Below are 13,121 nucleotides of genomic sequence, written 5' to 3' on the forward strand. Positions count from 1 at the left end.
TTTTATAGTCGAGGCGATGTCCTTTAAATTCTCCAGTGACGCTTTCAACTTGATAGGAGACCATCATGACGACAATGACTAGTACGCCCCTGGCATCCCTGCTCGATCGACTGTTCGCAGAGGCAGACGAGGCGTCGGCGACGACCAGGACAGCCATGAGTGATATTCCCGCCGAGGAGCTGGCGCGCCTTAAGGCCAGCAAGACCGAGTACCTCGACTTCTATGGCCGCTTGAGAGACGCTCCGCTCGCTGTCTCTCGCGAGACGGGTAGGCTCCTCTATATGCTCGCGCGGGGTGCAAAGGTGCGAAACATTGTGGAGTTCGGAACCTCGTTCGGCATTTCGACGCTCCACCTCGCTGCGGCGCTCCGTGACAATGGTGGCGGCAGGCTTATTACCACAGAGTTTGAGTCCTCAAAGGTCGTCCGCGCGCGCGAGAACCTGATTGCTGGCGGTCTCATCGACCTTGTAGAAATCCGGGAGGGCGACGCGTTGCAGACGTTGAAGGCGGGCCTCCCTGAGACAATCGACCTTCTACTTCTCGACGGCGCCAAGGCCCTTTATCCAGAAGTTCTTACGCTGCTGGAGGACCGGCTGCGCTCCGGCGCCTTCGTCGTGGCGGACGATGCAGACGTGAATCCTGACTACTTGGCACGAGTGCGTTCAACCGAGCAGGGGTATCTCTCGACGCCGTTCGGTGGCGATGTCGAAGTCTCGATGCGCCTGATCTGAATTCTCCAGCTTCTTGCACACACCTTCACGCGACAAGACCTGAATAGCCGTCTGAAGAACGTCCTCCCCGAGTAGCGTCGATGGCGCTCATTTGGGCTGCTTACGTGAGGAAGTTCACAAGTTTGAGCGACGCACGAGGCACGTTCCTGGAAACGCGACTAGTGAATGCGACAAATTAATCGTATTTCTCGAACGAAGTAAATGGCGTGCCAGCCTCGATTAGGTTGAGTTCGTCCAGAGATTTAGCTGCTAATTTAAGAGGTGATAACAAACATGTCTCAAACGAATACTCCCAACCGGACACTGACGGTGTTCATGCTGGTCAAGACAACCCCGGAGTGGCTTGCCTTTCCTATTGAGGAGCGGGTCAGGATTGGTCGTCACAGCCTGCAGCCGCTCCTTGACAAGTTCCACAACAGGGTTAGCTTGAAGTGGTATGACGTCGAATTTTACTCTGCACAGATTACTGACGTCTGGATGATAGAGGCCGGGGATCATCAGAGCTACGAGCTTTTCTGTGAGAAGCTCCGCGAAACGCCTTTCTGGGATCGGTACTTCAAGGTCGAGGAGATTCTTCCCGGCGAGGAGAACGCCTGGGCAAAGAACTACGGAATCGACCCGTTTCGATCCTGATTTCTGTTGTCAATGCGGCTCGCGCAAGGTCGTGTCGCGACCGAGGCGGACATGCCCAACCAGTCCTTCCCCAAAAGTCACAGGTGGCCGCGAGAGCGCTGGCGGAGCGCGGCGTGTGTACTGCGACTTGTCCGGTTCGCACCCTCGGTTCATGGTCTCGGCGACTATGGCTTTCTCCCCATAGCGATCGGCATGGCCCGTGAGAAGGGCGTGTCAGCCTATCTCAGCGAGGGTCTGAACCGCTCGGCGTACACCGATTGGATGCCACACGCCTCTATCGGCTCGTGATCGAGCAGGGCGCGACGGAACCCGTTTACCACGCGATCGCGGATGAGGGCGTGCCGTTCAAGGAGATCGCCGAGGTGATCGGCCACCAGCTTGACCTGCCGATCGAGTCGCGAGGCTGTGAGCATTTCGGCTGGTTCGCTTGAAATATATCCAAATTACCAAGTTGATTGGGCAAGCCGCGCTATCTCGCATTTGGGAGGATACTTAGAACATCGAAAAAACAGTGCCATTGGTATACAAGTTTTATGGAGAGGTTGGTTGGAGTTAGAAACCCTGTGCCAAGGTTGGCTACTACACCAAAATCTTAAATAATTCGCTTCAAACGGTAAACACCTGCCTGATTCCATCAGAAAATTTTTCTACATCCCGTGAAAAGTCAACTTGCCCCAACTCAAATCAAGAATGCGATTAATTTTATACAGTAAATCTGGTTGTCATTTATGTGAAGGCTTGCAAGAAAAGCTAGAACAAATCCAAAATCTCAGTTTCGAGTTGGAAATTAGGGATATTACGACTCGTGAAGATTGGTTTGCTGCGTATGAGTATGAAGTGCCGGTACTTTATTTATCGAACTACAGAGGCGCAGAGGAAAAAGAGGGAAGTGAGAAACCATTGCCGCGTCCTTCTCCTCGTGCTAGTGTGCAGCAGTTGGAGCAAATGTTGCGTAAATATTTAGCCAATTAGAAAAAAATAATGCAGAATAAGCGCAAGATCAAGAATGTGACGAGGTTCACAAAATGAAATTGCGGGAATTACTAACAGCGGTAGACAGTGTTGAGCAATTGCCTAGTTATCCAACTTTGGAGGATGTGGAAGTTAGGGGTTTAAAGACGAATTCCCATGCTTGTCGTGTGGGAGATTTGTTTATTGGGATGCCAGGAACGCGGGTTGATGGTGGGGAATTTTGGCAAAGTGCGATCGCATCGGGGGCTGTAGCTGCAATCGTTTCTCCCGAAGCTGCACAAAAAAATCCTCCCACAAATCAGGCTGTGGTCATTAGTGCAAGTAACATCACTCAAGCTTGTGCCCAGATAGCCAGTGCTTTTTACGGTTATCCGGGGCGAAAACTCAAGCTGGTTGGCGTAACTGGTACAAATGGCAAAACTACAACTACTCATCTAATTGAATTTCTACTCAACAAAGCTAATTTAGCTACAGCTTTGATGGGAACTCTCTACACTCGTTGGGCAGGTTTTGAGCAAACTGCTGCCCACACTACCCCTTTTGCAGTGGAACTGCAACAGCAACTAGCAGAGGCTGTAAAGGCTGGGAGTGAGTTCGGGGTAATGGAAGTCAGTTCTCACGCTTTGTCCCAAGGTAGAGTGTTGGGTTGTGAATTTGAGGTGGCGGTATTTAGTAATCTTACTCAAGACCATCTCGACTATCACAGCAATATGGAAGATTACTTTGCTGCCAAAGCGTTATTATTTAGTCCTAATTATCTCAAGGGACGGGCAATAATTAATGCTGATGATTCTTACGGGAAGCGGTTAATTGCGTCGTTGGATTCCGAACGAGTTTGGAGTTACAGCGTCAACGACAATAGCGCTGATTTATGGATGAGTGATTTAAGTTACCAGCCAAATGGTGTTAGTGGGACATTACATACACCAAAAGGTGATGTGGCTTTTCGATCGCCCCTAGTCGGACAATATAATTTAGAAAATCTTTTAGCAGCCGTAGGAGCAGTTTTGCACTTAGGGCTAGATTTGCAGTTAGTGGCAAATGTAATACCTGAATTTCCCGGAGTTCCTGGACGGATGGAACGGGTACAGATTAGTACTGAGCAAGATATTAGCGTGATTGTGGATTATGCCCACACGCCGGATAGCTTAGAAAATTTATTGAAAGCTGCGCGTCCGTTTATACCTGGTAAAGTGATTTGTGTATTTGGTTGTGGAGGCGATCGCGATCGCACTAAGCGCCCAAAAATGGGTAAAATCGCCGCCCAGTTAGCTGATGTAGCTGTGGTGACATCAGATAATCCCCGAACTGAAGACCCAGAAAGGATTTTGCAAGATATTTTGGCGGGAATAGCTGACACAGTGCAGCCAACAGTAATTTGCGATCGGGCGATCGCAATTCGTACCGCTATTTTACAAGCACAACCCGGTGATGGAGTATTGCTTGCTGGTAAAGGTCACGAAGACTACCAAATTCTCGGCACCGAAAAAATCCATTTTGACGACCGAGAACACGCACGCGACGCTTTACAGCAAAGACTTAACGTACAAGCTTAATTTGGGCATTGGGCACTTGTACTGAGCGTACCCCTGCGGGGAAGCAAGCTACGCGTAGCGTCTCGGAGAGAAGCCGAAGTATTGGGATTGGGCATTACAAACTCTTCCCCATTCCCTATTCCCTATTCTCCATTCCCCCTCTAGGTAGAGTTTTTTATAGTTATACCAATTTGAAAAAAGAATGCGACAGATACATACTTCCAAACCTTTGTTTTGTCTGGCTTTCTTAATTTTGAATTTTGTTAGCGCAGCGTTAGCGAGTCTGCGTTCGCTTTTAGCGTCTCGTAGATAGCGTCATTTTGAATTTTGAATTGGTATTAATGTTTCTTTCCGTGGTAATTTTGCAAAAAATGCACACATAAAGGTGAAAATCGAAGACAGAATTATTTCTTGCTTCATCCTTTTTGTGCTTGACTCATGAATGTTTCTCTGGCTAAGGATCTGTCTGTTTATCAACTGGTTATGGGAGTGCAAGCGCCTCCTAAACCATTGTCCCTCAGTCCTGCTACTCTACTATCACTGGTGAGAGCGCAAATTGACTTACTCATTGAGCAGCAAATTCCAGCCACTCTCTGGGTGAAGCTACCACCAGATAAAATTTGGCAATCAGAATTAGCGCGTTATCAATCCTCGGTAGGTGCGTCTAGTCTCATTTATACTTGCCAAATTGAGGAAAGCAGGAAAGGGGAAGCAGGGGAAGCAGGGGAAGACAAGGGAGAGGAAAGATTAAATATCTCCTCATCTCCCTCATCCTCATCCTCTGATCATGTCCCCGTTCACCTACCACCAGATAGCCAAATGCGACGGGAAAACTTTCTGATGGTGTTATCGCCCCAGTTTTGCAGTTTAATTTTGGCTCATCGACCACTTAAAAAACGCAAAAATCAGACATTAGGGAAGGTAAATACTCATAAAAACCAGCCGTTGCTAATTATAACTACTGTTGAGGGGAGAGTAATTCAGCAAGTATTAAATAGTATCCAACAAGCGATTGCACCAGAATCATCCTCAATTTTACCTGCTAACTTTATTTGTCCACCCGTGCCCCAACCCGCACTGATGAATCAACTGTTGGCAAAACAACTCCTCCGACAAGATGAAATTAATCGTCAAATCATCACAGTACGCACTAATAAGTTGGAGCAGCAAAATCAAGAACTGCACAACAAAGAGCAACTCAAAGATGAATACCTGAAAAATGTCTGTCAGGAACTGCGTATACCCTTGACGCACATGAAGACAGCACTTTCATTATTAAATTCCCCCAATCTTAAACCCCCACAACGACAACGTTATTTACAGATGTTAAATACCCAGTGCGATCAGCAAAACTCCCTGATTACTGGTTTTTTGGAATTGGTGCAGCTAGAACAGAATTTAGAGGGGACAACTTTGGAGTTGGTGCGTCTATCAGATATAGTACCTGGAGTAGTCAGTACCTACCAACCTGTAGCCCAAGAAAAAGGAATTATGCTAGCCTACACTGTACCGACTGAACTCCCATCAGTTTGGTGCATGAGTGGTAAGCTGAGGCAAATTGTGATTAATCTGTTGCACAACAGTCTTAAGTTTACTCCTAATGGAGGTCAAGTATGGGTGCGTACCCGTAATCAAGGCGATTATGTCCAATTAGAATTCCGCGACACAGGTATTGGTATTGCCGAAAACGAAATTCCCAAAATCTTTGATCGGTTTTATCGCGTGCGTACAGCAGCAACTGAAGATTATGGTGGTGCTGGGTTAGGGTTAACGATAGTACAGCAATTGCTGCTGCGCTGTGGTGGATCTGTTTCTGTAAAAAGTAAATTATCTGAAGGTTCTACCTTTACAGTGCAACTGGCAACTGTTGGTAATATCCCAAGAGCGATCGCTACAGAAAATGAGTTATGAATTATGAGTTATAAGTGATAAGTTAAAAATTTATAACTCATCACTCATAACTGATAACTTCTACAGTTATTTTGCCTAACCTGCTGCAAACTCAGTAAACTTCCGCTTGTAGGGAGCATGAAAACCCAAAACAATATCTTATTTTGGCACTTCAGCATTATTAGCTATTAGTTCATAATCAAAAGTCCATAGTCAATAGTTAGTCTGATTCAGATATTTATGCCTAACCGAATGGCAGCAACCATATAGCGAAAGATGTAGTCTAATAACTCAATATAATTACGAGCAGCTTCAAGAGAACAAGCCCAAACTGTCAAACCATGATCCCGAATTAGTAATGCGGCTATTTGCGGTGGAGTGACGGCAAAGCGTTGTTCAATATCACCAGCAATCTGGGCAACCTGGAGATGATTAGCAAAAATTGGTATTACACAACAGGGATTTTCTTGCCAAACTCCCAAACCTTTGAGCATTTCTAGCAGCGGTAAAGGTAAAGTATCACCTTCAACCAAGCGAGAAACCAAATTGCTCTCAATAGAATGTATATGATAACAAGCAAGTGATTCTGGAAACAGGCGGTAAAGTAGTTGATGAATAGCTGTTTCAGCTGAAGGTAGCCCCTGGCTGGCTGATGCTTCTATTTTGCCATCTGGAGCGATGAGAACAAAATCGTTGAGTAATAACTCACCCTTAGATTTACCACTAGCTGTAATCCAAAAACTACCATCAGCTAATCGAGTAGAGAGGTTGCCGGCAGTTCCTACCATCCAACCTTGTTGGTAAAAATACCGAGCAGTGGCAATTAGTTGCAAACGAGGATCTGCTATTGTTGGGTTTAACTCCATGATTTTGCTAAAGAATCGCGGATTTGTAAAAAATCATTCCAGAAAATATAGGGTTTTTGGTATTCATCTAAATATTGTGCTAAAGGAGAGCGTGCAAAGACAACAGAAGCTTGCAATCCCATATTTAAGTCGGTAATGGAGTCACCAATAGCAATCTTTTCATCGGCTGGGTACTGATCCATAACTTGCGCCTTAGCCATCAGTTCTGTATCTCCTTCGTATTGAGAATTTACTTTTAAATAAGCACTGCTAATATCGACATCTACAGCATAAATTCTCTCTATTCTATGCACTATCCTATCCAAAACAACCTCCACCATTCCCCGTAGTCCTCCAGAAATTACTATTAATGAAACTCCCTGACACTCCAGAAAATCTAACAATTCTATAAACCCAGGACGTATCAATTGAGGTTTAGTAAATTCCAGAATTTCTGGATAACTTGCAGATGGAATTGATTGCAGAATTTCCTTGACTCCCTCTCGCAATGTCAGCCTTTTTGCATACATTTCAGGCAGTAGTTTTGCAGAAAGTACTGGTGCAAACTTTCTCAGAACCGCAACAAAAGTTTCGTCAACTGTAATAGTGCCATCAAAGTCACAAAAAACAATCCGCTTCATACTAATTCGTCGTAATTTGTAATGTTTGATAAATTAGAATTTACCTCACCAGGGGTTGGCGGGCGCGAATTTCTCTGCCTGTATATTGAGGTATCCAACCTTCTGTGGTAATGAAATAGCGTACTGCTTTCACCCGCCTTGCTGGGGTGAGATAAAACCAATGTTCGGTTCCGGCTGGGATGTTGATATATTCTTCTGGTTGTACTGTAAGTTCTACTTGACTACCATCAGAAAGTACAAAACCAAAAATCGCTTCTCCATCCATGATGTAGCGGACTTCATCATCTGCATGGGTATGAATTTGGTCAAACTTTGCCATTAACTCATCAAGGTTAGGAATCCCTTGATGAAGGACAATCAAATCATGAGATTTATAGTCGGCTGTCTGTTGTAGTTGCTCAAAGTAACTATCTATTGCTTTGAGTACTTGTTCTTTTTCATCTTCGTTGAGACTATCCTGTGCCAACAAATGTTGGAGTTTGGGGTTATCTGCTATAGTCAGGCGATTAATTTGAATATTCAGGGGGGCTAATTCCTGGGCAATGTGAATTAAATCGGTGTGGAGAGTTCCATTTTCTAGTTTGAGAACTGCCATTTTTGACCTCCAGTATAATAGTTAAAATAAGGCTTTCAAGGCATAACTTGTAGGAGCAAATAAACTATTGAAAAAGTATTATTTCATATTTTGCAGGAGCGTTAATCACACCTGTGGCAGGTTCATATCTTGCTCCAAACCATTTTCTCTGCCTTGATATCTTGTATATCTCTATTTGTGCCGTCTTCTTAGGTAATTTCTATTGTTAACGCGGTGAAACTTCTGCATTCAACCAATTGACAAAACCCTGATTAACTGCTGTTGGAGAAATTTCGGCGATAAAATTAGTATAAGTAATATGCTCTTGAATAAGTTTTTCTATTTCTAAAGCATAACCATCTTGAGTTTTGACAATTAAAACAACTTCTGGTTCTTCAGTAATTTCTCCTTGCCAACTATAAGCACAAGTAATCGGGAACCAATTGACACAAACTGCTAACTTACATTCCAGTAATGCCCGACCAACTTGACGTGCTTCATCTGTATTGTTTAAAGTTACATAGTAGAGTTTCATAAAAGTTTCCGACTTACAATTTAAAGTGAGAAAACACGCCCTAAGCCCTCTAGCTTGGCTACTATTGCTTCTAAATGGGGTAAATGAGTATCCAGAGCTTCCATAAATGTCCACTTCTCTACAAAAGTAAACTTATTTTATCTCGTTATGTCAGTATATTGACTGCGTTCTATCGATTGGGGCAGCAGTCGTGACTATCGCTTTGAAGTTTGAGGCTTAACTACTAACGGGACTTAAACAAAACTAGAAATGAAAAAAGGGTATAATGTTTAACTAGCATAGCTTTCACGTTGAAAAAAGCTCATGAAAGAAACCACCCCCGCAGCCATGCCGCCATGCTTTGAAAGATGGTGTCAACGATTTGATGATGTGTTTACTCATAAGGCTCAAAAAAGAGAATTTAGACACTATGTAGGGGGATTACTGGGTGAAAGTGAGAGAAAAAACCTGTTTCATCTTTGTCACCCTTCAGAAATTCTACATATTCCAGGTTGCTACTTCCTTTTAAATTTGGCAATTTTGCTGTTTATTTCCCAATACAGAACTTACTAAAAATCCTCTCTAAAACTGATTCTGTTACTTCTTCTCCAGTAATTTCTCCTAAAGCTTGAATCGCACCTCGTAAGTCAATTGTCCAAAAATCAAGAGGTAACTGCTGAACAATTGTTGCTTGTACTTGTTCCAAAGATATTTTAGCTTGAGTCAAGGCTGCTGCCTGCCTTTGGTTAATAGCTAAATCCATATCAGCCGCTTGCACTTTTCCAGATTGAACTATCTCTAAAATTGCTGTTTCTAAAGCATCAATACCTTGATTTTGGGCAGCGGCTGTGACAATTGTAGATTTTGGTTCGCACATTTGGTGCGCTTCTAGGGCAACTGAGATTTTGGATGGAAGGTTTTCCCAATCGCTTTCTTCTACTAAATCGATTTTGTTAATAACTATAATCAATGGACGGTGTTGCACCTTTTCATAAATTTCTTCATCACCTTCTGTCCAACCTGCGGAAGCATCAATGGTAAGCAAGACTAAATCAGCTGCATTGGCAGCACGACGCGATCGCTCGACGCCAATTTTTTCTACTTGGTCTGTTGTTTCCCGAATCCCCGCTGTATCTAGTACTTGTACGGGAATTCCCCCAACAACTAACTGAGATTCGACTACATCGCGGGTTGTACCGGGTAAATCAGTCACAATGGCGCGATCGCTCCGGCTCCAAGCGTTCAATAAACTCGACTTACCCACGTTCGGACGCCCAACAATTGCCACTTTTAAACCAGTGCGTAGCAATTCACCTTGATCTTTGGTTTCCAATAACCTAGTTATTTCTGCGGCAATTTTATCAATTTCTGATATGATTGCTTTATCATCCAGTGGCAGGAGGTCTTCCTCAAAATCAATTTGAGCTTCGATTTCTGCCAAAATATCTAAACAGTTAGCGCGTAACTGCCGAATCGGATCAGCTAATTTTCCTTGTAAACCAGCTAAGGCACTTTGAGCAGCTTGGGGCGATTTAGCTCCGACTAAATCAGCAATACCTTCGGCTTGAGTTAAATCCAATCGTCCATTCAAAAAGGCGCGGAGAGTAAATTCTCCCGGTTGCGCTAGTCTGCTTCCATTTTCCAAACACAGTTGTAATACCTGCTGCACTGACATAATTCCCCCGTGGCAATGGAATTCTATTACATCTTCACGGGTGTAAGAACGGGGTGCTTTCATAATCAGCAACAAAGCTTCATCCACTATTTGTTGCGTCTGGGGATGGCGAATGTAACCGTAGAGAATCCGGTGACTTTCCCAAACTTGTCGCCCTGGTGCATGAAAAAGACTTTGGGCGATTGCCATTGCTTGAGAACCGGACACCCGCACAATCCCAACACTACCCTGTTGGGGGACAACAGCAGTGGCGATCGCGGCTATAGTTCCAGTAGTAGCAAAGAGTTCTGACATGAGCGCCCTTTATTATAGAGTAAGGAGTAAAAATCATAACTTATAACTCATAAGTTTCTAAATGGTAAGTATTTAGACTAATGAAATACCAACTGGCAAGGTAAAATTTACTTGTAGGTCATGCCTGATAGTAAAGAGTTAAGAGCGAAGAGTTAGAGATGAAAATCATAACTCACAACTTATAACTCATAACTTTTAGAGAGAGGAATTTACTGTGGAGCAAAAGATTAACTGCGCTGTAGCCTGTGTTAACAGGTGTGTTTTAGGGAATAAATGCCCCAATATCGAGTTTAGAGAGTCAGCCGCAAAATTTATTGATGAGACTCCCTTAGACAAAATGCTAGAGTTGGCACAAGAACGTCTGCGGAAAAAAATGACGGAACCGCCAAAATGGGTTTTTCCTGAAGATCCATAGCATTCGAGCTAACAGGCACAAGCAAGACAGCGTGGAAGTTAAATGGTATCTGGATCTATATTTAATTCTCACAGTTTTGCTGCCAAGCGATCGCTGTGTTCTTTCTCCTGTTGTGCCACTTTTTCCGGTGTCAGAACCAGTTTTCTCTCAGGAGTGTAGGGTTAAGGCATTCTACAGCAACTAATTATTCATCACCGCATCTAAAAGCACATTGGCATCAAAGCGGACTACATCGGTACAAGGTAGCCCCGTTTCTGCTATTGTTTGAGCGATGCTTTCCTGAGCCGCAGATTCATCTAAATGGGCTGTGTTCAGCGCTATACCCACTACAGAAATACTTCCAAAAGCACCACCGGCATTAGCAACAGTTTCATAAAGCCGAATCACCTCTGGTAAAGGTGGAATTATTACATGGGGATGATTACGTACATGGACTTGTCCCGCCCGATGTACTAGCAGCAGTTGGGTTGGTTGCGAACCACGGATTAGGGGTAGAGTTGCCGTTGAACCAGGGTGTAGCAGCGAACCTTGTCCTTCAATATGCAAGATGTCGTAGTTTTTGCCATAGCGCATAACAATCTGTTCCACAGCACCGGCGGCAAAATCTACTCGCACGGCATCTAAAGCCACACCGTCTCCTTCTAACATTACCCCAGTTTGCCCTGTGGCGAGGAATTTAGAACGCCAGCCCCGCAGTTTTGACGCCCAATGTAACTCTAGACTAGTTGACATTTTACCAATTGCCATATCGGTTCCCACTGTCAACACCCGCCGACACGGAAGGGTACGTGCCATTCCACTAGCAACAATAATATTAGATGGTTCTTTTCGTACATCCCAAATTAGTTGCCCTGGTTTGAGCAGTGCATTTAATTCTGGGATACTTGCCATTGGTGTATGTAAGCCATTCACCAGTGACATTCCCGCTTCTAAAGCGTCTTTGATTTCTAGCCAGTAATCATCTGGTACAGCACCACCTCCTGGAGCAATACCAATTACTAAAACTTCTGGTTTGTACTCTAAGGCTGCGGCTACCGATGCCACAATCGGCACATCCCGCTTGATACCTGTTAATTCTGGTAGGGATTTACCAGCACACTCGCGATCGATTACGGCTACAATTGGGGCTTCACTGTAACGTAAAATTGCTAGCCCTGTTTTGCCATGATGCCCGCTAATTCCCTCATGTAGCAAGATAGCTACTCGTTGATTAAGTGATAGACGCACTGTGTTGTACTCCCAAACCTGGTAAATCGTTTGGCAAAACTTTTCCTTCTTTTAGCAATGCACCCGTAAAAGGGTCATCAATTAAGTTAAGGTGACTGTCTAAATCTAAATAATCAGCTAGTGACGCCAGCTGTAATGCTGCTGTATTAGCTAGCGAACTGTCAGAATAGCAACCGAACATTACTTGCAACCGATATGCTCGTGCTGTATGTACCATTCGCATTGCCTCTGTTAGCCCCCCTGATTTCATTAGTTTGATATTAATGCCATCCACGTAATTTGCCAAATCGGGAATATCGGCGCTTGTGAAACAACTTTCATCGACAAAGATGGGGAGGGGAGAGCGTTCTTTGAGTTTTGCTAAACTTGGTTCCTGTCCTCGTGGCAATGGCTGTTCTACATACTTTATACCTAAATCTGCTAGCCAATTGCACATAGCGATCGCATCTTCTAAACTCCAACCCCCGTTGGCATCAACAAAAAATTCTAGTAATGGTGCTTCTTCTCGCACTGCTAAGAGCATTTTTTGATCTGCATCTATGCCATCTGGACTACCTAGTTTTACCTTAAAAAGGCGGACATCTGTAAATTGTAACCAGTCTCGCGCTCTTGCTCTAGCACCTTCAGGTGAATTAATCCCAATTGTGACTGAAGTCGGGACTATTTGATTGCGATCGAGTCCCCAAAGTTGCCACAAGGGTAAACCTACGCGCTTACCCAACCAGTCGTGCATTGCCATATCCAAGGCAGCTCTTGCAGCAGAAGGAACCTGGTTTTGTGTTAAAACTTGTTCAATTTCCTGACGTTGTAAGGGGCTGAATGTTTGCAACAGTGACACAACTTGCTCTAAAGCACCCTTGATTGCATCAGTTGACTGCCGATGATTACCCACACCGAATGGCGATGCTTCTCCCCAGCCTTCGATACCATCGGATGAAATCCTCACCCATACATTCGTTGTCTGTGCCGTTGTACCTCTACTAATGGTCAATGGAAATCTTTTATTTACTGTAAATAAATTTACATTTATTTGCATACTAATTCTGCATATTATGTTATTGCAAAAGCAAGTGTAAGTTCAAAGTTTAGATTATCGGATATATCTGTTATACTTTTTTACATTCATTGCTTAGTTACTAAATTTTTTATACATAATTTTATTTTTTACTTGATTT

Annotated in this window: 16 protein-coding genes and 1 pseudogene; 10 read left to right on the forward strand and 7 right to left on the reverse strand. The window is 44.0% G+C overall.

Translation table 11 applies throughout. The features are described 5' to 3' along the window. Positions 1–65: 65 nt before the first annotated feature. The 7 genes from V7K60_RS02895 to V7K60_RS02925 all read left to right on the forward strand — a co-directional run bounded on the left by V7K60_RS02895 (position 66) and on the right by V7K60_RS02925 (position 5,782). Positions 66–731 (forward strand): O-methyltransferase, encoded by a 666-nt coding sequence (locus V7K60_RS02895; RefSeq protein ID WP_334922781.1) that lies wholly within the window; start codon positions 66–68, stop codon positions 729–731. Positions 732–1,004: 273 nt separating this feature from the next. After that, positions 1,005–1,364, forward strand: coding sequence for a darcynin family protein (locus V7K60_RS02900; protein ID WP_334922783.1), 360 nt, complete (start codon positions 1,005–1,007; stop codon positions 1,362–1,364). Between the two features lie 257 nt (positions 1,365–1,621). Next, positions 1,622–1,795, forward strand: coding sequence for a hypothetical protein (locus V7K60_RS02905; RefSeq protein ID WP_334922785.1), 174 nt, complete (start codon positions 1,622–1,624; stop codon positions 1,793–1,795). Beyond that, the gene (locus V7K60_RS02910; protein WP_334922786.1) at positions 1,770–1,964 is read left to right on the forward strand and encodes a hypothetical protein; all 195 of its coding nucleotides are present in this window, start codon (positions 1,770–1,772) and stop codon (positions 1,962–1,964) included. The genes V7K60_RS02905 and V7K60_RS02910 overlap by 26 nt, the downstream gene beginning before the upstream one ends. A 90-nt stretch (positions 1,965–2,054) precedes the next feature. After that, the gene (locus V7K60_RS02915) at positions 2,055–2,336 is read left to right on the forward strand and encodes a glutaredoxin family protein (RefSeq protein ID WP_334922788.1); all 282 of its coding nucleotides are present in this window, start codon (positions 2,055–2,057) and stop codon (positions 2,334–2,336) included. Between the two features lie 53 nt (positions 2,337–2,389). Continuing rightward, the gene (locus V7K60_RS02920; RefSeq protein WP_334922790.1) at positions 2,390–3,892 is read left to right on the forward strand and encodes a UDP-N-acetylmuramoyl-L-alanyl-D-glutamate--2,6-diaminopimelate ligase; all 1,503 of its coding nucleotides are present in this window, start codon (positions 2,390–2,392) and stop codon (positions 3,890–3,892) included. A gap of 417 nt (positions 3,893–4,309) precedes the next feature. After that, the gene (locus V7K60_RS02925; RefSeq protein ID WP_334922792.1) at positions 4,310–5,782 is read left to right on the forward strand and encodes a DICT sensory domain-containing protein; all 1,473 of its coding nucleotides are present in this window, start codon (positions 4,310–4,312) and stop codon (positions 5,780–5,782) included. Positions 5,783–5,991: 209 nt separating this feature from the next. On the opposite strand, the gene mtnB is transcribed toward V7K60_RS02925, so the two are convergent. From mtnB to cutA, 4 genes are all read right to left on the reverse strand, one after another. Continuing rightward, positions 5,992–6,627 carry a methylthioribulose 1-phosphate dehydratase gene (mtnB, locus tag V7K60_RS02930; RefSeq protein WP_334922794.1) on the reverse strand — a complete coding sequence of 212 codons (636 nt, stop codon included), beginning with the start codon at positions 6,625–6,627 and terminating at the stop codon, positions 5,992–5,994. Beyond that, the gene (locus V7K60_RS02935) at positions 6,618–7,247 is read right to left on the reverse strand and encodes an HAD-IB family phosphatase (RefSeq protein WP_334922796.1); all 630 of its coding nucleotides are present in this window, start codon (positions 7,245–7,247) and stop codon (positions 6,618–6,620) included. Before V7K60_RS02935 ends, mtnB begins: the two co-directional genes overlap by 10 nt. A gap of 40 nt (positions 7,248–7,287) precedes the next feature. Continuing rightward, positions 7,288–7,842 (reverse strand): 1,2-dihydroxy-3-keto-5-methylthiopentene dioxygenase, encoded by a 555-nt coding sequence (locus V7K60_RS02940; protein WP_334922797.1) that lies wholly within the window; start codon positions 7,840–7,842, stop codon positions 7,288–7,290. Positions 7,843–8,047: 205 nt separating this feature from the next. Continuing rightward, positions 8,048–8,356, reverse strand: coding sequence for a divalent-cation tolerance protein CutA (cutA, locus tag V7K60_RS02945; protein ID WP_334922798.1), 309 nt, complete (start codon positions 8,354–8,356; stop codon positions 8,048–8,050). A gap of 303 nt (positions 8,357–8,659) precedes the next feature. Between cutA and V7K60_RS02950 the strand changes: the two are divergent. Next, positions 8,660–8,815: pseudogene (locus V7K60_RS02950) on the forward strand (IS701 family transposase); the annotation flags it as partial. A gap of 67 nt (positions 8,816–8,882) precedes the next feature. Here V7K60_RS02950 and mnmE read toward each other — a convergent pair. Continuing rightward, entirely contained in the window at positions 8,883–10,304 is a 1,422-nt protein-coding gene (gene mnmE, locus V7K60_RS02955; RefSeq protein ID WP_334922800.1) for a tRNA uridine-5-carboxymethylaminomethyl(34) synthesis GTPase MnmE, read from the reverse strand. A 214-nt stretch (positions 10,305–10,518) separates the two neighbouring features. Between mnmE and V7K60_RS02960 the strand changes: the two genes are divergently transcribed. Further along, positions 10,519–10,719, forward strand: coding sequence for a hypothetical protein (locus V7K60_RS02960; protein ID WP_334922802.1), 201 nt, complete (start codon positions 10,519–10,521; stop codon positions 10,717–10,719). 31 nt (positions 10,720–10,750) lie between these two features. Beyond that, positions 10,751–10,903: a hypothetical protein gene (locus V7K60_RS02965; RefSeq protein WP_334922804.1), complete on the forward strand. Its 153-nt coding sequence runs from the start codon at positions 10,751–10,753 to the stop codon at positions 10,901–10,903. Here the strand turns inward: V7K60_RS02965 and V7K60_RS02970 are convergent. Both V7K60_RS02970 and V7K60_RS02975 read right to left on the reverse strand, forming a co-directional pair. Then, positions 10,900–11,946 carry a DUF1611 domain-containing protein gene (locus tag V7K60_RS02970; protein WP_334922806.1) on the reverse strand — a complete coding sequence of 349 codons (1,047 nt, stop codon included), beginning with the start codon at positions 11,944–11,946 and terminating at the stop codon, positions 10,900–10,902. The genes V7K60_RS02965 and V7K60_RS02970 overlap by 4 nt on opposite strands. Continuing rightward, positions 11,930–12,982, reverse strand: coding sequence for a dipeptide epimerase (locus V7K60_RS02975; RefSeq protein WP_334922808.1), 1,053 nt, complete (start codon positions 12,980–12,982; stop codon positions 11,930–11,932). The genes V7K60_RS02970 and V7K60_RS02975 overlap by 17 nt, the downstream gene beginning before the upstream one ends. Positions 12,983–13,121 lie beyond the last annotated feature (139 nt).

Source organism: Nostoc sp. (assembly GCF_036917555.1).
Lineage (GTDB): Bacteria > Cyanobacteriota > Cyanobacteriia > Cyanobacteriales > Nostocaceae > Nostoc.